20 protein-coding genes and 1 pseudogene are annotated in these 24666 nt (G+C 65.8%); 14 read left to right on the plus strand and 7 right to left on the minus strand.

Features of this window, described 5'->3' with window-relative positions; genetic code table 11:
* Window positions 1–292 precede the first annotated feature (292 nt).
* The 6 genes from BT264_RS04315 to BT264_RS04340 all read left to right on the plus strand — a co-directional run bounded on the left by BT264_RS04315 (window position 293) and on the right by BT264_RS04340 (window position 6379).
* Window positions 293–1996, plus strand: a complete 1704-nt coding sequence (locus BT264_RS04315; RefSeq protein ID WP_072436891.1) for a S8 family serine peptidase — start codon at window positions 293–295, stop codon at window positions 1994–1996.
* A gap of 94 nt (window positions 1997–2090) precedes the next feature.
* Entirely contained in the window at window positions 2091–2750 is a 660-nt protein-coding gene (locus BT264_RS04320) for a hypothetical protein (protein ID WP_072436890.1), read from the plus strand.
* A 34-nt stretch (window positions 2751–2784) separates the two neighbouring features.
* Window positions 2785–3843 (plus strand): hypothetical protein, encoded by a 1059-nt coding sequence (locus BT264_RS04325; protein ID WP_239483286.1) that lies wholly within the window; start codon window positions 2785–2787, stop codon window positions 3841–3843.
* On the plus strand, window positions 3840–4799 hold the full coding sequence (locus tag BT264_RS04330) for a bestrophin-like domain (protein WP_256260561.1): 960 nt from the start codon (window positions 3840–3842) through the stop codon (window positions 4797–4799). Before BT264_RS04325 ends, BT264_RS04330 begins: the two co-directional genes overlap by 4 nt.
* A complete protein-coding gene (locus BT264_RS04335) occupies window positions 4786–5328 on the plus strand; it encodes a glycoside hydrolase family 19 protein (protein WP_072436888.1) in 543 nt (180 codons plus the stop codon). The genes BT264_RS04330 and BT264_RS04335 overlap by 14 nt, the downstream gene beginning before the upstream one ends.
* Before the next feature lie 43 nt (window positions 5329–5371).
* Window positions 5372–6379 (plus strand): GNAT family N-acetyltransferase, encoded by a 1008-nt coding sequence (locus tag BT264_RS04340; RefSeq protein WP_177318344.1) that lies wholly within the window; start codon window positions 5372–5374, stop codon window positions 6377–6379.
* A 279-nt stretch (window positions 6380–6658) separates the two neighbouring features.
* On the opposite strand, the gene fnr is transcribed toward BT264_RS04340, so the two are convergent.
* The gene (gene fnr, locus BT264_RS04345) at window positions 6659–7414 is read right to left on the minus strand and encodes a fumarate/nitrate reduction transcriptional regulator Fnr (RefSeq protein ID WP_256260562.1); all 756 of its coding nucleotides are present in this window, start codon (window positions 7412–7414) and stop codon (window positions 6659–6661) included.
* Between fnr and BT264_RS39785 the strand changes: the two genes are divergently transcribed.
* The 3 genes from BT264_RS39785 (at window position 7299) to BT264_RS04360 (ending at window position 9248) form a co-directional block, all read left to right on the plus strand.
* On the plus strand, window positions 7299–7721 hold the full coding sequence (locus BT264_RS39785) for a hypothetical protein (protein ID WP_256260578.1): 423 nt from the start codon (window positions 7299–7301) through the stop codon (window positions 7719–7721). The two genes, fnr and BT264_RS39785, sit on opposite strands and share 116 nt — an antisense overlap.
* 338 nt (window positions 7722–8059) lie before the next feature.
* A complete protein-coding gene (locus BT264_RS04355; RefSeq protein ID WP_072436884.1) occupies window positions 8060–8707 on the plus strand; it encodes a BON domain-containing protein in 648 nt (215 codons plus the stop codon).
* Between the two features lie 91 nt (window positions 8708–8798).
* Window positions 8799–9248: a CBS domain-containing protein gene (locus BT264_RS04360; protein ID WP_072436883.1), complete on the plus strand. Its 450-nt coding sequence runs from the start codon at window positions 8799–8801 to the stop codon at window positions 9246–9248.
* A gap of 59 nt (window positions 9249–9307) precedes the next feature.
* On the opposite strand, the gene BT264_RS39525 is transcribed toward BT264_RS04360, so the two are convergent.
* Both BT264_RS39525 and BT264_RS40420 read right to left on the minus strand, forming a co-directional pair.
* The gene (locus BT264_RS39525; protein WP_072436882.1) at window positions 9308–9517 is read right to left on the minus strand and encodes a tryptophan 7-halogenase; all 210 of its coding nucleotides are present in this window, start codon (window positions 9515–9517) and stop codon (window positions 9308–9310) included.
* Entirely contained in the window at window positions 9514–9663 is a 150-nt protein-coding gene (locus tag BT264_RS40420; RefSeq protein WP_371293563.1) for a tryptophan 7-halogenase, read from the minus strand. Before BT264_RS40420 ends, BT264_RS39525 begins: the two co-directional genes overlap by 4 nt.
* Window positions 9664–10029: 366 nt before the next feature.
* Between BT264_RS40420 and BT264_RS04375 the strand changes: the two genes are divergently transcribed.
* Genes BT264_RS04375 through BT264_RS04390 form a run of 4 tightly spaced genes read left to right on the plus strand, consistent with a single transcriptional unit; the run spans window position 10030 to window position 15650 of the window.
* Window positions 10030–11646, plus strand: coding sequence for a tryptophan halogenase family protein (locus tag BT264_RS04375; protein ID WP_072436881.1), 1617 nt, complete (start codon window positions 10030–10032; stop codon window positions 11644–11646).
* Window positions 11646–12731, plus strand: coding sequence for a monodechloroaminopyrrolnitrin synthase PrnB family protein (locus tag BT264_RS04380; RefSeq protein ID WP_072436880.1), 1086 nt, complete (start codon window positions 11646–11648; stop codon window positions 12729–12731). Before BT264_RS04375 ends, BT264_RS04380 begins: the two co-directional genes overlap by 1 nt.
* A 44-nt stretch (window positions 12732–12775) precedes the next feature.
* Window positions 12776–14476 carry an NAD(P)/FAD-dependent oxidoreductase gene (locus BT264_RS04385; protein ID WP_072436879.1) on the plus strand — a complete coding sequence of 567 codons (1701 nt, stop codon included), beginning with the start codon at window positions 12776–12778 and terminating at the stop codon, window positions 14474–14476.
* A gap of 25 nt (window positions 14477–14501) precedes the next feature.
* Window positions 14502–15650, plus strand: coding sequence for a Rieske 2Fe-2S domain-containing protein (locus BT264_RS04390; RefSeq protein ID WP_072436878.1), 1149 nt, complete (start codon window positions 14502–14504; stop codon window positions 15648–15650).
* A 53-nt stretch (window positions 15651–15703) separates the two neighbouring features.
* Here the strand turns inward: BT264_RS04390 and BT264_RS04395 are convergent.
* Window positions 15704–15951 (minus strand): annotated as a pseudogene (locus tag BT264_RS04395) (transposase); the annotation flags it as partial.
* Window positions 15952–16007: 56 nt separating this feature from the next.
* On the opposite strand from BT264_RS04395, the gene BT264_RS04400 reads away from it, so the two are divergent.
* Complete coding sequence (locus tag BT264_RS04400; RefSeq protein WP_072436877.1) at window positions 16008–17252, plus strand: cation:proton antiporter; 1245 nt, start codon at window positions 16008–16010, stop codon at window positions 17250–17252.
* Between the two features lie 457 nt (window positions 17253–17709).
* On the opposite strand, the gene BT264_RS04405 is transcribed toward BT264_RS04400, so the two are convergent.
* From BT264_RS04405 to BT264_RS04415, 3 genes are all read right to left on the minus strand, one after another.
* Window positions 17710–19848 (minus strand): AprA-related methyltransferase, encoded by a 2139-nt coding sequence (locus BT264_RS04405; RefSeq protein ID WP_072436875.1) that lies wholly within the window; start codon window positions 19846–19848, stop codon window positions 17710–17712.
* 11 nt (window positions 19849–19859) lie between these two features.
* Window positions 19860–23678: an AMP-binding protein gene (locus tag BT264_RS04410; protein ID WP_072436874.1), complete on the minus strand. Its 3819-nt coding sequence runs from the start codon at window positions 23676–23678 to the stop codon at window positions 19860–19862.
* An 89-nt stretch (window positions 23679–23767) separates the two neighbouring features.
* Complete coding sequence (locus tag BT264_RS04415; RefSeq protein WP_072436937.1) at window positions 23768–24664, minus strand: MBL fold metallo-hydrolase; 897 nt, start codon at window positions 24662–24664, stop codon at window positions 23768–23770.
* Window positions 24665–24666: the final 2 nt, after the last annotated feature.

The raw sequence follows: 24666 nt of genomic DNA on the forward strand, positions 1-24666 counted from the left end.
GCGTTCGCACCGCAAGGCGTGTTCGGCGACATCCTGAAGTCGGTCGCACCGACCGTCGGCTCCGTCGCCGGACAGCTCGGCGGCTTTCTGCCGTTCTCCGTCATGCCTGCCCAGCCGGCATTCCACTGACCGCTGCTACTGAAGACCTGCGCCACCGTGCGTGACCGCGCGGTGGCGCACCCGACGGACGCCCGTCGCGCAACGATCCGATCGCGTCGGGATGCGCGCCCGTTACTTTCGACCAACCAACCCCGCGACGCGTCGCGATTGGCGCGCCGCGAAGGAGATTGCGATGGACAAGGACAAGAAGCCCGCCGCCGCGAAGGCGGCAGCCATGCCGACGGACAGCGCGGCTGCCGCATCGGACGTCACGCCGCCCGATTCGGCCAACGAAGCGGTCCACGTGACGAGCGGCAAGCGCCAGTATCTGATCGCGCCTCGGCGCGGCGTGCTCGCACGTCAGGCGGCCGTGACGCCGATGTCGGCTCACGACCTCGACAACGCGGTCGGCCGGCTCCCCGGCGTCGAGGTCGTGCGCGTGATCAACAGCCACAAGAACGCGCAGATGATGTCGGCGAGGCCGGACGAAGCGACCGACACGTATGTCGTCAAGATGGATCCCGCGAACGCGCAAGTGCTGCAGGCGACGGCGCCGCCGGGAATGATCGTCGAGGAGGATCATCCGCTCGGCTATGGGAAAAAGCCGCAACAGGAGTCCGGCGCCGAGCTTCGTCCGCAGGCGGCCGTCGCGTCGATGATCTTGCGCCCGGTGACGATCCGCGTGCTGGGAGCGAACGACCAGCCCGAGCCCGGCGTGCCGGTGACGCTCGCGGGCGACGGCTTCCCGGTGAGCGGCACCACCGACGCGCGAGGCGAAACGACGCTGACCGTCGCGCAGATGGCGCCCGGGCCGCTCCAGTCGCTGGCGGTGCGACCGCCCCACACGTACTGGAATGTCTATTTGCCGGCGCCGCTGCTGTCGAGCGATCAGGCGAACGTGGTGCGGCTCACGCCGTTGTCCCAGCCGAACCCGAACGTGCCGCCGCGTGCGCCGCTCGGGTGGGGGCAGCGCCTGATGGGCCTCGACGAGCTTCCCGCCACGGCGACGGGGCGCGGCGTTCGCGTCGCGATCGTGGATTCGGGGGCGGACGCGTCGCATCCGCTGTTGAACCATATCCTGCGCGGTGCCGATCTGACCAACGACCAGAACCCGGATACCTGGAAGGACGACGTGATCGGCCACGGATCGCATTGCGCGGGCGTGATCGCCGCGCGAATCAGTCCGCAGGCTGCCGACGCGCAGATGGCGATGCGCGGTTTCGTGCCCGACGCAGAGATCCATGTGCTGAAGATCTTTCCCGGCGGCCAGTTCAGTACGCTGATCCAGGCGCTCGACTATTGCATCGACCACGACATCGACGTCGTGAACCTGAGCCTTGGCGCGCCGCAGGCGTCGCTCGCCGTCGAGCAGAAGCTGATGGAGGCCGTGCAATCCGGCGTCGCATGCATCGTCGCGGCCGGCAATTCGGGCGGCCCGGTCCAGTACCCGGCCTCGTCGCCGTACGTGCTTGCGGTATCGGCGCTGGGGCTGCAGCGCGAGCTGCCCGGCAACACGTGGGAGCAAACGCAGATCGTCGCGCAGGCCGCGACGCCCGACGGCCTCTTCGCGCCGACGTTCTCGTGCCACGGTCCGCAAATCGGCGTGTGCGGGCCGGGCGTCGGCGTCGTATCGACCGTGCCCGGGTCGGCGTTCAATGCCGAATCCGGCACGTCGATGGCGGCGCCGCACATCACGGGGCTCGCGGCGCTGCTGTTGAGCGATCCGCAGATCGCCAGCCATCTCGGGCCGCGCCGGCCGGAGCGCGTCGCCGCGCTGTTTCATCTGATCCGGATGATCTGCACGCCGATCGTGCAATACGACGTCGCGAATCGCTTCGGCGCCGGCCTGCCACGCATCCAGAACCTTCGCCAGCTGTTGCAGCAGGCGGCCCGCTGACCGCGCGCGAGCCGCGCCGGCCGATCGCCGATCGCCGATCGCCGGCCGATTCCGTCGGCCGGCGCACATCGCCACACACAAGGAGAAATTCGACATGTCGACCCTGTTGCGCATCACCCGGGCGGCCTGCGCCGCCAGCCTGATTCTGACCTGTGCCGGCGCACACGCGCAGGACTGGACGCTGTCGCTGTCCTGGAAGCTAGGCTCGTGCGTCGGCGGCGACGGCGCGCAGACATGCACGGCCGGCCAGCCGCCGTCCGCGCGCCAGGACGCCGACGGCACACCGATCCGGATCACGGCGATCGGCCTGTATACGCCTCGGCGCGATTGCGGCACGGCGGCGGTTCCGGCCGACACGCTGCCCGGCGATGCCGCGCCGTATATCGCGCTTGCGAGCGCCGATGCATTCCAGCAGCACTGGAACCGCTACGGGAGCTGCACGGGCTACGCGCCCGCCGGCTATGCCGCCGAGCTTGCCGCGATGGCGCGTGCAGTGGGCCTCACGAACCTCGGCCGCTACCTGAACGAGCACGACAACAAGGTGGTGCGGCTCGACGAGCTGAAGAACGCGCAACTGCACGATTTCTTCCTCGGCGCGGACAAGGCGGTCCAGTTCCTGTGCACGCCCGACGGACGGCTCGCGGAAGTGCGCTACCGGCTGCGCGACTGGTCCGACGTATTCGTGTATCGCGACAAGGGCGGCATGCTGGTCCTGGCGCCGGGCGGCAATTGCGGCGACGAAGTGCGGCTGTAGCGCGCGCTGCCCGCCGACATCGTGGAGAACCGTCATGCGCACGCATCGTTCATGGTCCCGGACAACGGCGGACGCACCGCCCGAAGCGGACGGTACGAACACGGCCGCATCGAGGCGCGATCTGATCGGGCAGCTGCAAATCGAATGCAATGCGATGGCGCGCTACGCATTGCAGCACGGAATCGCAGTGGCGCCCGATCTGATCGCGCAGTTGTCGATGCTGATGGTCGCGGCGTCGCGCGCCGCGGCCGAATCCGCGGCGGACGATGCGTCGTCCGTGCACGGCGCATCGTATGCGCTTGCCGCGATTCATCGTCGGCTCGCGGTCGCGATCGCGCCCGCGACGCCGCAGGCGGTCACGCTGCTCGACGGCGAACTGCGCGTCCGCTCGCGCTTCGCGTGGCTCGGCCCGGTACCGCTGATCCGCGCGCTGACGCTCTCCGCCGCGACGTTTCTGGTCGCGGTGATTGCGACGTCGCTGTCGCCGGAAGTGTCGGTCGCGAACATCGATCAGGGGTTTCTCGATTCGCACGGCACCCGGCTGCTGTGGAATGCGCTGTTCCTGATGTTCTGCGCCGGGCTCGGCGCGTCATTCGCAACGCTGTTCCAGGCTCATCGCTACGTCGCGAATTCGACATACGACCCGAAGTACGACGCGTCGTACGGCGCGCGGCTGATTCTCGGCGTGATCGCGGGCCTGATTCTCGTCGAGCTGCTGCCGCCGCACCTGTACGACGGCGCAAGCACGCGCAGCTTCGGCAAGCCGGCGCTTGCGATGCTCGGCGGTTTCTCGGCGACCGCCGTGCATCGGCTGCTGCACCGGCTCGTCGAAACGCTCGAGACGCTCGTGCGCGGCGACACCGCGGCCGCCGCGCAAGCGACCTTCGAAGCGCATCGCGCCCATGCGGCAACCGAGCGCGTGCAATGGCAAAGCGAACTCGCGGCGGATCTGCTGCGGCTTCAGCAATCGCTCGAAACGGGGATGCCGGCCGATGCGGTCAAGCAGCGGCTTGCCGAATTCACACGCGCAATGCTGTCGGCAGACGCGCCGCGCACGGGCCGTCACGACGGCGCAAATGCAATCGGGGAATGACCATGCTCTTTCTTTACAACTGGCCGTCGTGGCTGATGGGGCTCTTCATCGTGACCGCGACCGTCGCGGCCGCATTGGCCGGCTACGCGCTGTTCCGCCGCATCGCGCCGGTCGACGTGCATCCCGAGCAGCGAGCGATGGCGATCACGATGGTGTCGGTCATCACGACGATCAACTCGCTGCTCGTCGCGTTTTCGGCGATCAGCGTGTGGGACGCGTACAACAGCGCGGAGCGCACCGTGGACGCGGAAGCGACCGCGGCCGGCGAGCTGTCGCGCGATCTCGCCGCGTTCGGCGATCCGGTTGCCGACGCCGCCTCGGGCGCGCTGCGCGCCTATCTCGACGGTGTCGTCCGTTACGAGTGGCCGACGATGCAGCAGCACGCGAGTGCGGATGCGCAGGCGGCGGCCCGCTTCGATCGCCTGTTCGACATGGCCAACCGGATCGAGCCGCGCAGCGAGCGGCAAAGCGTGCTGCTCGGCGAGGTGCTCGCACGCGTCAACGAGATGGCCAAGCATCGCGAACAGCGCCTGCTGACGCTCGACGTCGCGATGCCGGCCACGCTGTGGGGCGTGGTGCTGCTCGCGAGTGTCGTGTCGTTTCTGCTCCTTTACATCCTTCCGGGCACGCGCTTCAACATCGCGCTCGTCGCGAGCTGGGCGCTCACGCTCGGACTCGCGTTCTTCTTCGTGCTTGCCGTCGACCGTCCGTTCGCAGGCGAAGTCAGCGTCAAGCCGGAGTCGCTGCGCGCGATCGTCGCCGCGATCGACGCGCAATCGCAACGAACCGGGCCGGCTGCGCATCGCAACGTTCCGCCTTCGCCGCGCAGCCCGACGCGTTCGGAGGTGGACGACGCTGCCGCGTTGACTGCTTCGACCGTTTCCTCACCGCCGAGCGCGTCCGGCGCGGCCTCGCTCGGCCATGCCTCGCAAGGAGAACGCGATGACACCCGATGAATTCCAGTCCGCCGCCGCCGTATCCGCCGTGCTCGCGCAACGCTGGTATCCGGCACTTGCCGCCGCGATGGCCGAGTACGGCATCTCGACCCCCGGGCGTATCGCGGCCTTCGTCGCGCAGACCGGCCACGAGACGCTCGGCTTCACGCTCACGCGCGAGCTGTGGGGGCCGACAACTGCACAGCGCGCCTATGAGCCGCCGTCGCGCAAGGCCGCCGAACTCGGCAACGTCCAGGCGGGCGATGGCAGGCGCTTCCTCGGACGCGGGCTCATCCAGATCACCGGGCGCGCGAATTACCGCGAATGCGGCAACGCACTCGGTGCCGATCTCGAGCGCCAGCCCGAACTCCTCGAACGGGAACCGCTGGCCGCGCGCTCGGCGGCCTGGTGGTGGGAACGGCACGGCTGCAACCTGATCGCCGACTCGGGCGATTTCGTGTCGCTGACGAGGCGCATCAACGGCGGTGTCAATGGACTCGAAGACCGGATGCACCGATGGGCGATCGCGAAAAAAGCGATGTGCCTGTGAGCGTGCGGCATGGAGCAAAGACCAACCAACGGAGGGCAACATCATGAAGACGCGAATCTGGGGTAAGTGCGTATCGATGCAGGGCGTGCTGATTGCGGTGGCGGTGACGGTGGCGAGCGCGGCCATGCCTCGGCACGCATCGGCGGAAATCGAATGCCGGCCTGTCACCGTGAAAACGGGCAAACAGTTGAACAACACATGGGGAAAAGACCTGCATCGTCTGGAAAGCAACGGCGGCGTCGACACGATCGTCAACAGGATGTGCCGGCCGGACTGGGCCCGCGCCGACGACTACTGGCTGTATGGCAACTATTACCCGCTCCACGACGACCCGCATACGCAGCAGCGTGAAGGCGCCGACCTCTTTGTCAAATCGAGGCCGAATCAACCCGAACTGACGAGATACCTTTGCAAGGATACTGGCGCGAACGGCGCGACGCCGTATGACAAGGCGACGCCGGTTGGCGTATTCGCTTACGAAACCTTCAAGACGGACGAGTCGCGGAAGAAGGCGACCGACATCGCCAAGCAAGTCGAGCTGCATGTGCTGTGCGTGGCGCCGGCAGCGCGAGAAAAGGGGCTCGGAATACGGATCCTGAACGAGGCCGTGCAGCGCATGACCGAGGGCGTCAACCACGACAAGAAGGTTCGCATGCAGCTGACCTCGCACGTGAAGGCGCAAGGCTTCTACGACCGGCTCGACATGACGTGCCGCGAGGAACAAGCGAGCGATTCCACCGCGCGCGTCTACGAGCGCACACTGAAACCCGGTGATCGCATCAAGCGGCGCGATGCGATGTATTACGTGGACTGGAACGACGGCGGCCAATGCCGGCGCGTGACGTTCGGTTGCGGCAATCGAAATGAGTATGAACAGCTGCGGCTACGCGCGTTCGATTCGGAAGATGGTTTCGAAAATTCCGATGACGCTGCGCATGTCAATGGAACGCTCGTGGCCGGCGCCTTTGCCCATGCCAACGGATGCAACGCCGAATCGGAGGAAATCGGGTATGACGAGGTGATCCGGAAACTGGGCGGGCACGGCCAATGAGTCTCCGGCGGTTGCGTCGTCGCAAGATGTGCCGCATTCGACGGGTAGCGGCATGCTTCGAGTGCCGTCGTGCGGCCGTCGGCGGCACAGGCACGACGCAGCCGATCCAGCCGATCGACCCGACTCGAAAGCGCTCTACATGGTCGGCGATCCGGGCAAGGTCCGACAAAGCCTTGCTTGTCGGCTGAACAGGAACGCTCATGCGCGAGCCTGTCGGATGTCCAGTGTGCGGAGGTCGGCGAGCCCCGGGAGCCTGCGTGCGACGCACCCGCAGCGAGGTCAGATTTGCTCGAGGCCGTCCGAATCGACGATGCGAATCTGCTTGCCGTGCGCCGCGACGAGCCCCTTGTGCTGGAACTTCGACAGCATGCGGCTGACCGTTTCGAGCTTCATCCCGAGATATTCTCCGATCTCGTCGCGCGTCATCCGCAGCACGAATTCCGCGGCGGAGTAGCCGCGTGCCTTGAAGCGCGTGGAAAGGTTCAGCAGGAATGCGGCCACGCGCTGCTCGGCTGTCATCGTGCCGAGCAGCAGCATCAGCGCGGATTCGCGGACGATTTCGCCGCTCATCATCTGGTACACGTGATGTTGCATCGACCGTACTTCGCGACACATCTGCTCGAGCTGGCCGAACGGGATGATGCAGACGGTGCTGTCCTCGAGCGCGATCGCGTCGCCGTTGTGGTGCCCGGTGTGCACGCCGTCGAGCCCGAGCGATTCGCCGACGATCTGGAAGCCGGTGATCTGCTCGTTCCCGTCACGATGCATCATGGTGGTCTTGAACGAACCGGTTCTCACCGCATAGATGCTGTTGAACACATCGCCTGCGCGAAACAGCGTTTCACCGCGCCTGACGTGACGTGTCGTGCAGATCATTGCGTCGAGACGCGCGAAATCGTCAGGCGAAAGATCGGGCGGCATGCAGACGGTACGCAACGTGCATGTCGAACATCGGGACGTGGCGCGCTTCGGCTGGTCCGCCGGCTCGACGGGACGCAGCGGGATGAACGGGCGTAACGGACGTAACGGGTGCAACGGCATGGTCGTCGAGACATTGGCATGGCTCTCCATGATCGGCTCCAATTCGTGGGGCAGCGGCGAATTGCTGTCGGGCAGGATCGCGCTGGCTGTATTGCTGGCGGCCTTGGCGTCTGCCGCCTTCGTGAAGGGAGAACCCCACCGGATGGGCCAGGAGACCGATGCGCCGGTCTCGACGGTGATGCTGCCTTTGCGCCGGGAGGCACGTGTGTTTGTTGTTCTTGATGGGAAGTATGGATGCCGCGCAGCGCCAGGGAAATCAGCCGGCATTGAAGATGAGGTAGGTGATGCGGAAGGGCTGTAGGACGTTTCCTACAGCGGCGCGGCGGTGAACCCGTTGACCTGGCTCAATACCTGCGGCGATGCCGTGTTCCATCTTGGATAACACCGATACCGTAAGAGGAATTCGCGAAGCGTTCCGGTTGCCACGGCTTTCGTGGAATCCGGTGTCGTGATCGTGTGGCGCACCGAACCGTATCAACGGACACATTCAGGCGTCGCCCGCCGGCCGCCCGCTGCGGCAAGCCCGCTGTTGATTGATCCTCGTCAAGCTGCCCGAGCCGCCATGCGCGATGCTGAATGCGGTGCGGCACGCATCCGATTGCAAGACCCGCGATCGACACGGGCCGACTGGAGACCGCCATGAAGTCCGATGCAGCACTCAAGCAGGATGTCGAGCAGGCGCTTTTCTGGAATCCGGCGATCGACGCGCGCCGGATCGACGTCGACGTCCGCGACCGGATCGTCACGTTGCGCGGCACGGTCGACAGCTGGGCCCAGAAACTCGAGGCGCAGAAAACGGCGCTGCATGTCGCGGACGCGCGCGCGCTGGTGCTCGAACTGAACGTTGCGCCGCCGGAGAGCGCCTGCGCCGATCAGGAACTGGCGATCGCGATCACGTTCGCGCTCGGCTGGCAGGACGCGTTACGCGATCACGAGATTCGCGTCGAGGTCGATCACGGCTGCGTGACGCTCGATGGCGAAGTGGATCACGCGTTCCAGAGCCGTGCGGCGGAAGCGATGGTGAGCCGGATGATCGGCGTCGTCGGCGTGGCGAACCGCATCCGGGTGCGTACCGACCATACGGTGCCGGACGTCGGCGCCCGGGTTGCCGAAGCGCTTGCGCGACGCGCACGGCGCGAATCCGCGGGGATTTCGATCGACGCGGCCGACGGGATCGTTACGTTGACGGGCACGGTCGCATCGCTGGCCGAAAAGCGTGCCGCGTGCGGCGCGGCAGGGTCGGTGAGGGGTGTGCGCGAAGTCGTCGATCACCTGTCGATTGCCTGATCGGTTCGGAGCAGGACAGACGTTGATCGACGGTCAAGGATGTCCGAACCGCGGTGACGACTCGCGTTGCCCGGGACAACCAGGAGATGACATGAATGCTGCGATGCTCTGCACTCGCGATGTCGCCACGTGTTTCGAAACGATCACGGTCGTCGAGGCAGCCGAACGGATGCGCGATGCGCACGCTGGCGATCTGGTCGTGGTGCGTGAACGGGAAGGGCACCTTCTGCCGGTCGGCATGGTGACCGACCGCGACATCGTGCTCGCCGTGGTGAGCCCGGGCGCGGAGGCGGGCTCGCTGTTCGTCGGGGACATCATGTCGGAACCCGTCGCGGTTGCAAACGGCGACGAAGATGTCTGGCTGCTCGCAAAGCGCATGCGGCAGCATGGCATACGCCGGCTTCCGGTCGTCGGCGACGACGGCCAACTGGTGGGCATCGTCACGCTCGACGATCTGTTGCGTGCTGCCGCGGCGTTGCTCGACGAGTTGCGTCTCGTCGCGGCACGTCAGCCGTATTTCGAGGAAAAGCAGCGTGGGTAGCGCGCTCCGACGCGCTTTCCGCTTTCATCATTGCCGGTCCCTGCCGGGTCTTCGCACGGTCACTGCTGCCGATGGGGTCTGGCAGTTGCTTCAACGAGCTTGATTTCGCCATCTTCATTCAGTCGCGTCTCGACGACTTCGCCCTCGATATGCTCGACACCCCAACTTGCCGCGAGATCCCCGAGGTAATTGGCGACGAGATGAGCGTCGAAATGCCACGCATGGCTAATACCTCTTGCAGATTCGGAATGGTTGCCTCGACCACTCAAATTTTTGGAATGGTGAGTGACTCGATCAGTGAGATTTTTACCTTGTAACCATACGCTTCGGAAAGATGGGCGACGGTCATCCATCCCGCGCTTCCCCCGCCCACAATCAGGATGCTTTTCACCAAATTCCGCATAATTCCTCTCATGTGACTAAAATTGAACTGTTTAGCTCGGCGGCACAATCCGACTTTCCATTGCCGTTTTTATTGGACTTTACGAAGTCCAAGATAACGCAGTCGTCCACAGCTACCGCAACAATATGGATTGTTTAATAAACAAACGCTAACCATAAAATTGCTCGAAAATAAAAAACTCCAATATGAAATTATTTCCTTTCGGCACGTATAGTTTTCCGATTTGGGATGGCGCAATTAAATGTGGTGGATAAAAAATAAAAACCCTGTCAAACATATCAGTTTGATTTAAATAATCGCCAGCCTATTCTGGGTGCCGATTAATTGACCACCCTCTCGGAAGTCCATTCGGTTTTTAAATCCTATGGGAAGCGTGTCATGAGCAATCCGATCAAGAATATCGTCATCGTGGGCGGCGGCACCGCGGGCTGGATGGCCGCCTCGTACCTCGTCCGGGCGCTCCAACAGCAGGCGAACATTACGCTCATCGAGTCTGCGGCGATCCCCCGGATCGGCGTGGGCGAGGCGACCATCCCGAGTTTGCAGAAGGTGTTCTTCGACTTCCTCGGGATACCGGAGCGGGAGTGGATGCCCCAGGTGAACGGCGCATTCAAGGCCGCCATCAAGTTCGTGAACTGGAGGAAGTCTCCCGACCGCTCGCGCGACGATTACTTCTACCATTTGTTCGGCAGCGTGCCGAACTGCGACGGCGTGCCGCTTACCCACTACTGGCTGCGCAAGCGCGAACAGGGCTTCCAGCAGCCGATGGAGTACGCGTGCTACCCGCAGCCCGGGGCGCTCGACGGCAATCTGGCACCGTGCCTGGCCGACGGCACCCGCCAGATGTCCCACGCGTGGCACTTCGACGCGCACCTGGTGGCCGACTTCCTGAAGCGCTGGGCCGTCGAACGCGGGGTGAAGCGCGTGGTCGACGAGGTCGTGGACGTTCACCTGAACGAGCGAGGCTACATCTCCAGCCTGTCCACCAAGGAGGGGCGCACGCTGGAGGCGGACCTGTTCATCGACTGCTCCGGCATGCGGGGGCTCCTGATCAACCAGGCCTTGAAGGAACCCTTCATCGACATGTCCGACTACCTGCTGTGCGACAGCGCGGTCGCCAGCGCCGTGCCCAACGACGACGCGCGCGTGGGGATCGAGCCGTACACCTCCGCGATCGCCATGAACTCGGGGTGGACCTGGAAAATTCCCATGCTTGGCCGGTTCGGCAGCGGCTACGTCTTCTCGAGCAAGTTCACGTCGCGCGACCAGGCCACCGCCGACTTCCTCGACCTCTGGGGCCTCTCGGACAAGCAGCCGCTCAACCAGATCAAGTTCCGGGTCGGGCGCAACAGGCGGGCGTGGGTCAATAACTGCGTCTCTATCGGGCTGTCGTCGTGCTTTTTGGAGCCCCTGGAATCGACGGGAATCTACTTCATCTACGCGGCGCTCTACCAGCTCGTGAAGCACTTCCCCGACACCTCGTTCGACCCGCGGTTGACCGACGCATTCAACGCCGAGATCGTCTACATGTTCGACGACTGCCGAGATTTCGTCCAGGCGCACTATTTCACCACGTCGCGCGAAGACACGCCGTTCTGGCTCGCGAACCGGCACGACCTGCGGCTCTCGGACGCCATCAAGGAGAAGGTTGAACGTTACAAGGCGGGGCTGCCGCTGACCACCACGTCGTTCGACGATTCCACGTACTACGAGACCTTCGACTACGAATTCAAGAACTTCTGGTTGAACGGAAACTACTACTGCATTTTTGCCGGCTTGGGGCTGCTGCCCGACCGGTCGCTGCCGCTCTTGCGGCACCGGCCGGAGTCGATCGATAAGGCCGAGGCGATGTTCGCCCGCATCCGGCGCGAGGCCGAGCGTCTGCGGACGAGCCTGCCGACGAACTACGACTACCTGCGGTCGCTGCGCGAGGGCGACGCGGGGCGGTCTCGCAGCCAGCCCGGGCCGACGCTCGCGACGCCGGAGGTCCTGTAGTGGAAAGCGCCCTGGACCCGGTATGCACATTCGCGGCCACGCACGCCGAGGTGGCAGCCTGCGATCCGCTGCAGGCGAGGGCGCTCGTCCTGCAACTGCCGGGCCTGAATCGCAGGAAGGACGTGCCCGGCATCGTCGGCCTGTTGCGCGAGTTCCTTCCGGTGCACGGCGTGCCCGCCGGCTGGGGCTTCGTCGAAGCCGCCGCCGCGATGCGGGACATCGGGTTCTTCCTGGGGTCGCTCAAGCGGCACGGACACGAGCCCGTGGACGCGGTGCCCGGGCTCGAGCCGGTGCTGCTCGACCTGGCGCGTGCGACCGACCTGCCGCCGCGCGAGACGCTCCTGCATGTGACGGTCTGGAACCCCGCGGCGGCCGACGCGCAGCGGAGCTACACCGGGCTCCGCGACGAAGCGCACCTGCTCGAGAGCGTACGCATCTCGATGGCGTCCCTCGAGGCGGCCATCGCGTTGACCGTCGAGCTGTCCGACGTGCCCCTGCGGTCGCCCGCGTTCGAGCAAGGGTGCGTCGAGCTGGCGGCCTATCTACAGAAAATGGTCGAATCGATCGTTTACGCCTACCGCTTCATCTCGCCGCAAGTCTTCTACGACGAGCTCCGCCCGTACTACGAACCGATTCGAGTCGGGGGGCAGAGCTACCTCGGCCCCGGCGCCGTAGAGATGCCGCTCTTCGTGCTGGAGCACGTCCTGTGGGGCTCGCAATCGGACCACCCGGCTTATCGAGAATTCAAGGAGACGTACCTGCCCTATGTGCTTCCCGCGTTCAGGGAGGTCTACGCCCGGTTCGCCGGGGGGCCGGCGCTCGTCGACCGCGCGCTCGACGAGGCGCAAGCGGCCCGCGTGCGGGGCGAACCCGTCGGGGCCGGGCTGGCGGCCCTCGAGCGGGTCTTCGAGGTCCTGCTGCACTTCCGGGCGCCTCACCTCAAGTTGGCGGAGCGGACGTACGAAGCCGGGCGAAGCGGCCCCACGATCGGCAGCGGGGGATACGCGCCCAGCATGCTCGGCGATCTACTCGAACTCACGCGTGCCGCGCGGTCCCGCCTCCGCGCCGCGCTCGACGAATCCTGATGCGCGCGGCCATGTGTTCCATCTCACAAGGAGAGTTTGCCCCCATGACTCAGAAGAGCCCCGCGAACGGGCGCGATAGCAACCACTTCGACGTGATCATCCTCGGCTCGGGCATGTCCGGCACCCAGATGGGGGCCATCCTGGCCAAACAACAGTTTCGCGTGCTGATCATCGAGGAGTCGTCGCACCCGCGGTTCACGATCGGCGAATCGTCGATCCCCGAGACGTCTCTGATGAACCGCATCATCGCCGATCGCTACGGCATTCCGGAGCTCGACCACATCACGTCGTTCTATGCGACGCAGCGTTACGTCGCGTCGAGCACGGGCATCAAGCGCAATTTCGGCTTCGTGTTCCACAAGCCCGGCCAGGAGCATGACCCGAAGGAGTTCACGCAGTGCGTGATTCCCGAGCTGCCGTGGGGGCCGGAGAGCCATTATTACCGGCAAGACGTCGACGCCTACCTGTTGCAAGCCGCCATCAAATACGGCTGCACGGTCCGCCAGAAGACGAACGTGACCGAATACCACGCCGACAAGGACGGCGTCGCGGTGACTACCGCCCAGGGCGAACTGTTCACCGGCCGGTACATGATCGACTGCGGGGGGCCCCGCGCGCCGCTCGCGACCAAGTTCGGGCTCCGCGAAGAGCCGTGCCGCTTCAAGACGCACTCGCGCAGCCTCTACACGCACATGCTCGGGGTCAAGCCGTTCGACGACATCTTCAAGGTCAAGGGGCAGCGCTGGCGCTGGCACGAGGGGACCTTGCACCACATGTTCGAGGGCGGCTGGCTCTGGGTGATTCCGTTCAACAACCACCCGCGGTCGACCAACAACCTGGTGAGCGTCGGCCTGCAGCTCGACCCGCGTGTCTACCCGAAAACGGACATCTCCGCGCAGCAGGAATTCGACGAGTTCCTCGCGCGGTTTCCGAGCATCGGCGCGCAGTTCCGGGACGCCGTGCCGGTGCGCGACTGGGTCAAGACCGACCGCCTGCAGTTCTCGTCGAGCGCCTGCGTCGGCGATCGCTACTGCCTGATGCTGCACGCGAACGGGTTCATCGACCCGCTCTTTTCCCGGGGGCTCGAGAACACCGCGGTGACCATCCACGCGCTCGCGGCGCGCCTCATCAAGGCGCTGCGCGACGACGACTTCTCCCCCGAGCGCTTCGAGTACATCGAGCGCCTGCAGCAGAAGCTTTTGGATCACAACGACGACTTCGTCAGCTGCTGCTACACGGCGTTCTCGGACTTCCGCCTGTGGGACGCGTTCCACCGGCTGTGGGCGGTCGGCACGATCCTCGGGCAGTTCCGGCTCGTGCAAGCCCACGCGAGGTTCCGCGCGTCGCGCGACGAGGGCGACCTCGATCACCTCGACAACGATCCGCCGTACCTCGGGTACCTGTGCGCGGACATGGAGGAGTACTACCAGTTGTTCAACGACGCCAAGGCGGAGGTCGAGGCCGTGAGCGCCGGGCGCAAGCCGGCCGAGGAGGCCGCGGCGCGGATTCACGCCCTCATCGACGAACGAGACTTCGCCAGGCCGATGTTCGGCTTCGGGTACTGCATCACGGGGGACAAGCCGCAGCTCAACAACTCGAAGTACAGCCTGCTGCCGGCGATGAAGCTGATGTACTGGACGCAAACCAGCGCGCCGGCAGAGGTGAAAAAGTACTTCGACTACAACCCGATGTTCGCGCTGCTCAAGGCGTACATCACGACCCGCATCGGCCTGGCGCTGAAGTAATCGACCGACGACCACACAAAAAACGATGGACGACATTCAATTCGATCAACCGAGCGTCAAGGAGCAACCCCAGGCGGCGTACGACGCGACCACGCGCCTGGCCGCGAGCTGGTACGTCGCGATGCGCTCGGACGACCTCAAGGACAAGCCGGCGGAGTTGACACTGTTCGGCCGTCCGTGCGTGGCGTGGCGCGGCGCGACGGGCCGGGCCGTGGTGATGGACCGTCACTGCTCGCACCTTGGCGCGAACCTGGCCGACGGGCGGATCAAGGACGGGTGCATCCAGTGCCCGTTTCACCACTGGCGGTACGACGAGCAGGGCCAGTGCGTTCACATCCCCGGCCACAGCCCGGAGGTGCGCCGGCTGGAGCCCGTCCCGCGCGGGGCGCGCCAGCCGACGTTGGTCACCGCCGAGCGGTACGGCTACGTGTGGGTCTGGTACGGCTCCCCGCAGCCGCTGCACCCGCTGCCCGAAATCGCCGCGGCCGACGTCGACAACGGCGACTTCATGCACCTGCACTTCGCGTTCGAGACGACGACGGCGGTCTTGCGGATCGTCGAGAACTTCTACGACGCGCAGCACGCGACCCCCGTGCACGCGCTCCCGGTCTCGGCCTTCGAGCTCAAGCTCTTCGACGACTGGCGCCAGTGGCCGGAGGTCGAGTCGCTGGCGCGGGCGGGCGCGTGGTTCGGTGCCGGGATCGACTTCACCGTGGACCGGTACTTCGGGCCCCTCGGCATGCTGTCGCGCGCGCTCGGCATGGACATGTCGCAGATGAACCTGCACTTCGATGGATACCCCGGCGGGTGCGTCATGACCGTCGCGCTGGACGGAGACGTCAAATACGAGCTGCTCCAGTGCGTGACGCCGGTGAGCGACGGCAAGAACGTCATGCACATGCTCATCTCGATCAAGAAGGTGGGCGGCGCTCTGCGTCGCGCGACCGACTACGTGCTGTTCGGGCTGCAGACCAAACAGGCCGCGGGGTACGACGTCAAGATCTGGAACGGGATGAAGCCGGACGGCGGCGGCGCGTACAGCAGGTACGACAAGCTCGTGCTCAAGTACCGCGCGTTCTACCGGAGCTGGGTCGACCGCGTTGCCGAGGCGACCGCTCAACCGCGTGACCGCGCCGCCGCGAGTGAGCGGCAATGCGTGAGTCGGCAGCCCTAGCGGCGCCGGTCTCGGCCGCATCGTTCCGTCAGGCGCTCGCGATCCTGGTGAGTCCCGAGCAGTTTGTGGGTCTCGTCCGTCGGTATGCTCGCGTGGATCTCGTAGTCATTTCTCCGCGCGTGGTCCCGACAAGCAGCCTCGCGGATCTTGCCACTTGCGTACAATTCGTCGAAGCCGCCGTACGCATCGGCTTGCAGGATGCCTTCGAATCCGGCGAGTGGGTCTGAGGATGGATGCCTTTGCGACCGCACGAGTACGCGAACCATACCGCAGCCGGCTCCGTCGAGCCCGAACGGCTGTCACCCGCTTGTCCGTCTTCCGCGTCTTTGCGGCGGTCGCACTTTCCTGAGGCATTTCATGACTATCTGGCTGCTACAACTCGTGGTCGTGATCGGACTCTGCAACGTTTGCGGCCGCGTTGCCGAACGGCTCGGCCAGTGCGCGGTCGTCGGCGAGATCGCGGCCGGCCTGCTGCTCGGGCCTTCGCTGTTCGGCGTCATCGCACCTGATTTCTACGATGTGCTGTTCGGCCCGCGTGCGCCGTCGGGAATGGCGCAAGTCAGCGAGGTCGGTCTGGTGTTGCTGATGTTTCAGGTCGGTCTGCACATGGAGCTCGGCGTCACGCTGCGCGGCAGCCGGTGGCGCGTGCCGGTTGCGATTGCGGCAGGCGGCCTGTTCGTGCCGGCCGCGATCGGCATGATCGTGGCGGTCGTGTCGAAGGGGGCGCTCGCCAGCGATGCACCGGCGTTGCAGTACGTGCTGTTTTGCGGCGTCGCGCTCGCGGTATCGGCGGTGCCGGTCATGGCGCGCATTGTCGATGACCTGACGCTCGGCGCGATGGCGGGCGCGAGGCATGCGATGTCTGCCGCGATGTTCACCGACGCGCTCGGCTGGATGCTGCTTGCGGCAATCGCATCGTTGTCGAGCGGGCCGGGCTGGGCATTCACGCGCATGCTCGTCAGCCTGCTCGCGTATCTGGCGCTGAGCGCGTTGCTGGTGCGCTTCGTGATCCGCCCGGCGCTCGCGCGGCTCGCATCGACGGCGCATGCCTCGCGCGACCGGCTGGCAGTATTGTTCTGCTTCGTGATGGCGTCGGCGCTGGCGACCTCGATGATCGGGTTCCACAGCGCATTCGGCGCGCTTGCCGCGGCGCTGTTCGTGCGGCGTGTGCCGGGCGTCGCGAAGGATTGGCACGATAGCGTCGAGGGCTTCGTCAAGCTGGTGCTGATGCCGGTGTTCTTCGCCCATGCGGGGCTGCATGCGTCGGTAGGGACGATCGACGACGCGACTTCATGGCTGTGGTTCGGGGTGTTTTTCGCGGGCGGGTTCGTCGGCAAGTTCGGCGGCAGCTATCTGGGTGCGCGTGTCACCGGGCTTGCGCCGCACGACGCGATGCTGGTGGGCTCGCTGATGAATACGCGCGGATTGATGGAGCTGATCGTGCTATCGATCGGTCTGCAGATGCAGATTCTTCCGGCGCGTGTTTACACGATTCTCGTCGTGTTCGCGCTGGTGACGACGGCGCTGACCGCGCCGCTCGTCAGGTTTACGCTGCGCATGCAATCGCGCTCGACGCCGGCGATTTCGGTCGCCGGCAAGTGACGCGGTGCCAGACGCGAAAGCGTCCGGCGCGCAGGGTGAAGCGGAGGGTAGCGGGGGGACCATCGACGGGAACCGGTGGCCGTGATAAAGCGATTTCGTTCTCGTCATCGCATCATGTTACGCGAACACCCCGCCAACGTGACAGCGCCCGGGAATGCATTCGCACCTGCACGGCGGTGCGTGAAGCATCGCCAGTACAAAGCAATCCCCGACGTCCGGCAACTGCGAACCCTGATAGTCGAGCGATGTCATGCGGCCGGGCATCCGATCGACGCCGAGGTCTTCAAGGTGCATTCGCCATACCGGTGCGAGCCCATCAACCGGGCTCGGGGCCTGTCTGCCGGATCGCCGGCGGAAGGTGTCACCGCTCGCGCCAAGCATCGATTTTAATTTTGAATCGATCGCTTAGGGGCACTCGGCGAAATGTCGCGAATCGCGGCCGACTTGGGATCAGCAGTCACGGACACGACGTTACGACCGGATCGGCAACATAGTTTGCGATACTGAAGAATCGATAGTTGCTCAGCAGATCCGGCGCCGGGAACCCCTCCGGATGAATCCGCCCATAAATCGGGCTGTCGGGGCGCAGGCCGGCCAGGGTCAACGCGAGCGTGAATTCGTTGAACGGCGCCATGAACTGACGCGACACGAAATGCATGCCCCAGTTGAACACCGACGGAAGCTGCTCGGTGCGCAACCACGTGTCCGGCCCGCCCGGCGCACGCGCGCAAAGATTCTCCGCCCACGGGCTATGTCCTTCCACGATGAGAAAGCCGTGCTTCGCGTGGCGCTTCCAGCGGGTCAGGAAATCGATGAGATCCGCAGCCGCCACGTAACCGGGCACAAGGCCTTCCGCATCGCTGTACGCCACCTTGAACGCACGCTTGATCTGATCGAGCGCGATCGGCAACCCGGCCTGATCCGATACCGTCAGGATGCCTGCATAGTGCTGGTCGATAACCGCGCGCAGGCGGGCTCGATCGACGGTGCGGAGATGGCGCTCGAGGATCGCTTCGGCGGCGTCCTTGCGCCGGATGCTCAACCGGCGGTTGTGGACCAGGAACATGAAAGTATGCAACAGGTCGCTCAGCCGCGCCGGGCGCACGCTGCCGTCCGGCTGCCTGACGGTCAGGCCGCTTTCGGCCACGGCTTCGTCGTAGCGGTCGGGCTGGGAAATGTCGGCGGCGATCACGCGTACCTGCACACCGGGGATGTCCTTCAGCACAGACAGCGTGGCGGCGGCGCGACCGCGCGCGGATTCGTTGTAGTCCGCGCCGATCACGAGCAGCGGATAGGTCGCGAGGTGTCGGCCGCGCCGCGTCGACGTAATGACGTATTCCGCCAGGCGCTTCACTGCGCTGCCGTCGCCGCAGCCCATGTCTGCGATGCCGGCCGGCTGGCGATCCAGCGGCGCGTCGTCGAATAGCTCGCGCAGGATTTTCGTCGTGATTTCCTGCGACGCCGGCCCCGACCCCGCGCCGCTCGACGCATACACGTTCATCACGCGATCGATGTGGCCGTCGCTATCGATATCGAGCGGATCGGGGTTGCCGAACAGGAGTTCGTCGAGCAGCGCATACGAACGCAGATAGGATGCGGGCAACCCCGCGTATGGAGCGGCAATCGGCCGGTGAATCCGGCCCGACTCGGTGAGGCGCACCTTTTCCCGATCGATTTCCGCCATGCCGAACTTGCACATCAGCGCCCATGCCGCGCGCAGGACGACAGGATCAGCATGCGGCCAGGCGCCGACCGCAACCCCGCCGGGCTGCTCGTCGAACTTGCCGAGGATTCCGGGCGCCGACTGCGAGTACTGGCCATCCGGCTGTCTGTCGAACACCGGCATATCGAGCGCGACCCAGGTCGGGCCGAGCAGCAGGCCGTCCATCGCCGTGCGTAGCTGTCCATTCACCTGGCGCTCCAGATCGGTGGCCGGGGGCGGAAGCTCCGGCCAACCCGCCACGCAGATCCGCGCGAGCTGCGCATACAGCACGCTGTCTTTGGCCGCCACGCGCGTTCGATGACATAGTGCATGCAGATGCTGGAGCACCGACGTGGCATCCGCCAGTTGCTCGAACAGCGGCCGGGCGCGCTCGACGCACGCGACGACATATTCACCGGCCGGGGTGAGCGCATATTCGGCGTCTTCGTCGCCGCGATCGAGGGTCAGCCAGCCTGCCAGGCTCAACAGGTTGAGGGCGCCCCACAGCACCCCCAGGTTACGGGTCGGGTCGGGCTGGCGGGACTTCGCGAACGCGCGCATCGAGCGGGGCGCTCCGGCCCGCAGGCCGCGGAATGCGCCGGCAAACACCAGGCGCGCCAGCGTCGGCACCAGCACGATGCCGCTTGCCCAGTTGCAACTGCGCGTATAGGCCATCACGCGCTGCGCATCGTGTCGGCCGATGCGCAGCGTGGCCGCATGCGTGTGTTGCTCGAGCTTGACCGGCAGCTCCATGTCGAGCACCTCGACGCCGATCGAGGTACCGGCCGACAGGCCGAGCAATGTGCGCGTTTCGTCGGGATATGCGTCGAGATAGTGTTCGAGCTGCCGGGCCAGCGCGGTGGTGGAATCACTCAGGTCGAATCGGGCGTGCATGTTGGGCGGTCTCACAGGGTCGAAGATTGAGCTGCAATGGGTGAAGGTGCATCCGAATCGGCGTGCGCTACGGCAACCGCCGGCGCGGCGCCGCGAGTCCGCGGCGCGAGATGGGCGGCCAGCGCGCGAATGGACGGGTAGTCCCAGACCGCGGACGGATCGACGGTCACGCCGAACGTCTCGCTGAATACGAGCGTCATTTCGACGGCGAGGATCGAGTCGAAGCCGATCTCGGCGAACGTCGACTCGCGCGTCAATCGAACCTTGCGGTGCTTGAGGCGCTCATCCAGCCACGCGATGAGCCATTGTTCGACGGCATGAACCTGCTGGCGATCGATCAGGCTCGCCGGCTCGCTCACGATCGGGGCCGCCGCCGAACCGGTGTCTTCGCCGGCTGGCGCGTCGGGCGCGCGGGAGACCGAATGCGCGTCGGCATTGGCGTCCAGCAACGGATCGACGAGTTGGCTTGCGCCCGGGATCGTTTGTTCGATCGAGCCGATCTCGAACCCGGTGCGCGCTGCCCAGTCGTTCAATTCCGCCGACGTGGACAGGGCAGAGCGCAGGCCGACCTGCCGCTGCGCCGCCTCGATCGCGAGTTCGTACTGGCTCTGCGCCCAGCGCAGCGCGCCGTCGTCGATGCGCTGCTGCGCAGCCGCGCGTTCGATCACCGCCAGCAGCAGTCCCCATTGCGCGACCGTGCCGAGCCAGTAATTGACCCAGACGGCGGCGTGCGCGGCGCCGTCGAGTTTTGACGCATTGGCGAGCCCGTCTTGCGCCAGCTGTGCGCCCAGCTGGCGCAGCTCCATGGCCAGCGTGCCGGCGCTCAGCGCACTCTCCAGATAGCGCGGCAAATCGTCGCTTCCGTTGAGCAGACGGCTGCCCAGGTGAACCAGCAGCGTTTCGGTCGGCCCCTCGAAGATGCGGGTCAGGCGCGCGTCCCGGAAGATCTGCGGCGCCAGGTTGGTCTCGATATAACCCCGGCCGCCCAGGAACTGCATCATCTCGTCAGCGGATTGCGACAGCAGCTCGGAGCCGAGAATCTTCGAAATCAGCAGGCAGTCTTCAGGCAGCGCGACGCCGAGGTCCAGCTCGGCGGACAAGTGCTCGACCAGCGCGTTGAGCCCATCGATGCGGTGCCGCAGCTCGCCCAGGCGCAGGCGGCTCAGCGGATTGTCCAGCAGGAGCCCGGTCCCGACCTGGCGCCGCGCCCCGTAGCGATGCATCAGCTGCGCACAGCGTTTCATTCCGCCCACGCAGACGGCAGCGATGCCGAGGCGCGCAATGTTCATCGCGTGCTGCGCCACGAACATCCCTTGCCCGATGTCGCCGAGCCGGTACGCGTCGCTGATCCGCGCGCGATCCAGATGCAGCGCATTCTGGATCATGCCGCGCACGCCCATCGTCAGCTCTTCGGCGCCGATCCGCACGCCTGGCGTGCCGGGGCGCACCGCCAATCCGACCATCCCCGTGCCGTCGGCCTGCCTCGCGAACACGTTGATGATCCCCGCCCATGCGGATGAGCCGCTCCAGCTCTTGTTCCCCGTGACCAGCCAGTCGCCGGACTCGATGCGCTGCGCGCGGGTGGCGATCGCGCGCACATGCGAGCCCGCGGCCGGCTCCGTGATCGCGAATGCGGCGAGCATCCGGCCGCTCGCGAGGCTCGGCAGCAATTCCTCGCGCAATGGCGGCTGCGCATGCTGCATGATCGGCAGGATCCCGAGCGTGTTGTTCAAGGCGACAAAGAAAGCAAGGGTCGAATCGATCGCGGCCAACTGCGCAAACACGCGCGACATGTCGCGCTGGCCGAGGCCGAGGCCGCCGTACGAACGGTCGATCGGCATGCCGAGCAGGCCCCGGTTCCCGAAATCGAGCACGACGTGCGGCGGAATGGTGCGACGCTCGTCGATGGTTCGCGAATCGATCCGCGTGCGGGCGTAGTGCCTGAGCCAGTCGTTCAGTTCGTCGACGGTGGCGCTGTCATCGCGCCGACGATCGTTGGCCGCCGGCTTGTCGATGCCGGCTGCCGGGCGCGCGGGTTGCCGGCGATCGGCAGCCGGCGTTTGCGTGCCGGCGTCGACGTCCCACTGCGCAAGGATCGTCAGTGCGCCGTCGCGCAGCTGCGTGCGGCACGTGCTGCGGCGCACCTTGCCACTCGACGTTTTCGGCACGCTGCCGGGCGACACTAGCACGATCGCGCTCGGGCCGATGTCGAGGCGGTTCCAGATCGCCTGGCGAATCGCGTCGATGAAGCTGTCGAGATTGCCCTTGCGCTGCGAGCGCTCGACTTCCGCCACGACGATCAGGCGCTCCGCGTCGACCTGGTCGTCCATGAAGGCTGCACAACCGTTCGGCACGAGTTCCGCCACGCCGACGATCAGCGCGTACTCGATGTCTTCCGAGTAGTAGTTGCGGCCGGCCAGGATCACCATGTCCTTGAGCCGGCCGGTGACGTAAAGCTCGTCGCCCAGAATGAAGCCGAGATCGCCGGTGCGCATGAACACCTGATCCCGATGGCCCGCCAGACTGTGCTGGAAGGTCGAATGCGTCTGCTCGTCCAGATGCCAGTAGCCGGCGGCGACGCTCGGGCCGGCCACGCAGATTTCGCCGATGGTCCGATCGGCGCAACGCTCGTTCGTCTCCAGGTCGCGCACGATCACCTGTTGTTCGCCGTCGGTGCGGCCCACGCTGACCAGGACCCGTTCGCCCGGACGATCCAGCGGCTGAGGCGACACGCCCAGGAACTCGCTGCGCGGCACCACGGATTGCCGCTGGAGGGCGGCCTGGTCGACGCACAGCGTCCGGATCGGATGCTGCTTCGTGCGACCGGCGACGTACAGCGTCCCCTCCGCCAGCCCGTAGCACGGCAGGAAACCGTCGGCGGCGAAGCCCGCGGCGGCGAAGCGCCGCGCAAAATCCGACAAGGTGCTGGCACGCACCGACTCGGCGCCGTTATAGGCGGCCCGCAGGCACGACAGGTCGAGCGTCGCCAGCTGTTCGTCGGAGATTCGCCGGCAGCACATCCGGTATGCGAAATCCGGCGCGCCCGTCAGATCCGCCCGATACTGGCTGATTGCTCGCAGCCACAGGAACGGATGCTGAATGAACCGCTCCGGGGCCATCAGAACACTGCGGAAACCGCCATAGAGCGACGTCAGGATCACGCCGATCAACCCCATGTCGTGATATGGAGGTAGCCAGCTGACGATCGTGCTCCGCTCGTCATAGGCCAACCATTTGCCGATCATTTCCAGGTTGTGCATCAGGTTGCCGTGCGACACCATCACGCCCTTGGGGCTACCGGTGGTCCCCGACGTGTATTGCAGAAAGGCGATCCGGGATGGCTGCACGCTGGCGGGCGAATGCACGGGATCCAGCGCCTGCGCGCCCCCCACGTCGAGCAGCGTGCTGCCGGATGCATCGGTATCGGCGAGCCAGGTCGTGCAGCGCGCATGGTCCTCGGCCGAACACAGAATCGTGTTCGCGCCCGCGCTCTCGACGATGCCGGCGATCCGCACCATATGCTGCCTGTTGCGCGGCGGGTAGGCGGGAACCGCGATGGCGCCCGCATACAGGCACCCCATGAAGGCACTGACATAGTCGAGCCCCGGCCGGCACAGCAGCAGGACCCGGTCGCCGATGTCGACCGCGTTCTGCCGCAGCAGCGCGGCGACCCGGCGGGCGCGCGTGTCGAGCTCCGCGAAGGTCATCGATTCGGCCTGTTCCTGTTCGGGCGGGCCGCTCAGGAACACGTAGGCGGTTTTGTCGCCGAGTGTGGCGGCCCGGTTCTGAAGCAATTCGCTAAGCGTGGTCGGCAAGGTCGCAGTGGTCATGATGTCGTCGGAAGAGGAATGAAAACAGCGAGCAGCGGCCTGACGCCGGCCGGCGCCCATGCGTTGCTGCGGCGGGAATCCGCAGGAGGCTATTCGGCGCGATGGAACAGATCGATCATGTGCATCATGCTTTTGAGATGCAGGAAATGCGGCACCACCCGTTCGCTCCTTGCCGCATAACGCGCAGTCCAGTGGTGGGCCAGTTCGTGCGTGGCGGTGGCGTTGCCGCGAACCGCGCGTGCGTTGGCCTCGCGCGCATCGAGGCACGCACGTGCATGCCGCACGGCCGATCGGGCGAGCTCGCCGGTGAGGATGCCGTGATGCCCCAATGCGAGCCGCGGCGCCTGCAGTTGCTCGATGACGTCCAGCGAGTGCCGATAGGCAAACAGGTCCTGAAAGACCAGCGGCAGCCAGCTGGTGGCGCCGTGAAACTCGCCGAGCGCATCCGACACGAAACCGATGTCCAGCTGCGGGCAGTGGTAGCCGAACTGGCAACGGCTGTGGCCCGGCAGCGCGATCGTGCGAATCTGCATCCCGTCGCCGATGTCGAGCTGCGTGCCCGGATTGACCGGGTAGAACGGCAGGTCGGACAACTCGGTGAAATCGACGCCGGCGGCGGGATCCCACAACCGTGACGCCTGCGCGTCGAGCTGACGGATGGTTCTGCAGGCCGACGGGCTCTGGAACGCATCGAACGCATCGGGAGAACCGGATACATGGAGCCACGGCATGCGCGACTTGAGCGTCATCAGCAGGCTGCAATGGTCATAGTGCGAGTGGGTGATCAGCCAATAGCGCAAATGCCGGATGCCGCCGAAGTCCCGCAGCAGGTCGTGAAGCTGCTGCCACACGAGCTCCGTCATGCCGCTCAGGCCGCCCTCGATCAGCGTCGCGGCCTCGTCGTTGACGATCACGTACAGCGGCACGTCAGCCGTGCCGACGAGGGCCAGCCGCTGATCGATCCACCCCGGGGAAGCGTTCGGCATGT

Origin of the sequence: Burkholderia sp. NFPP32 (genome assembly GCF_900119325.1) — a bacterium.
In the GTDB taxonomy this organism is placed as follows: domain Bacteria; phylum Pseudomonadota; class Gammaproteobacteria; order Burkholderiales; family Burkholderiaceae; genus Burkholderia; species Burkholderia pyrrocinia_C.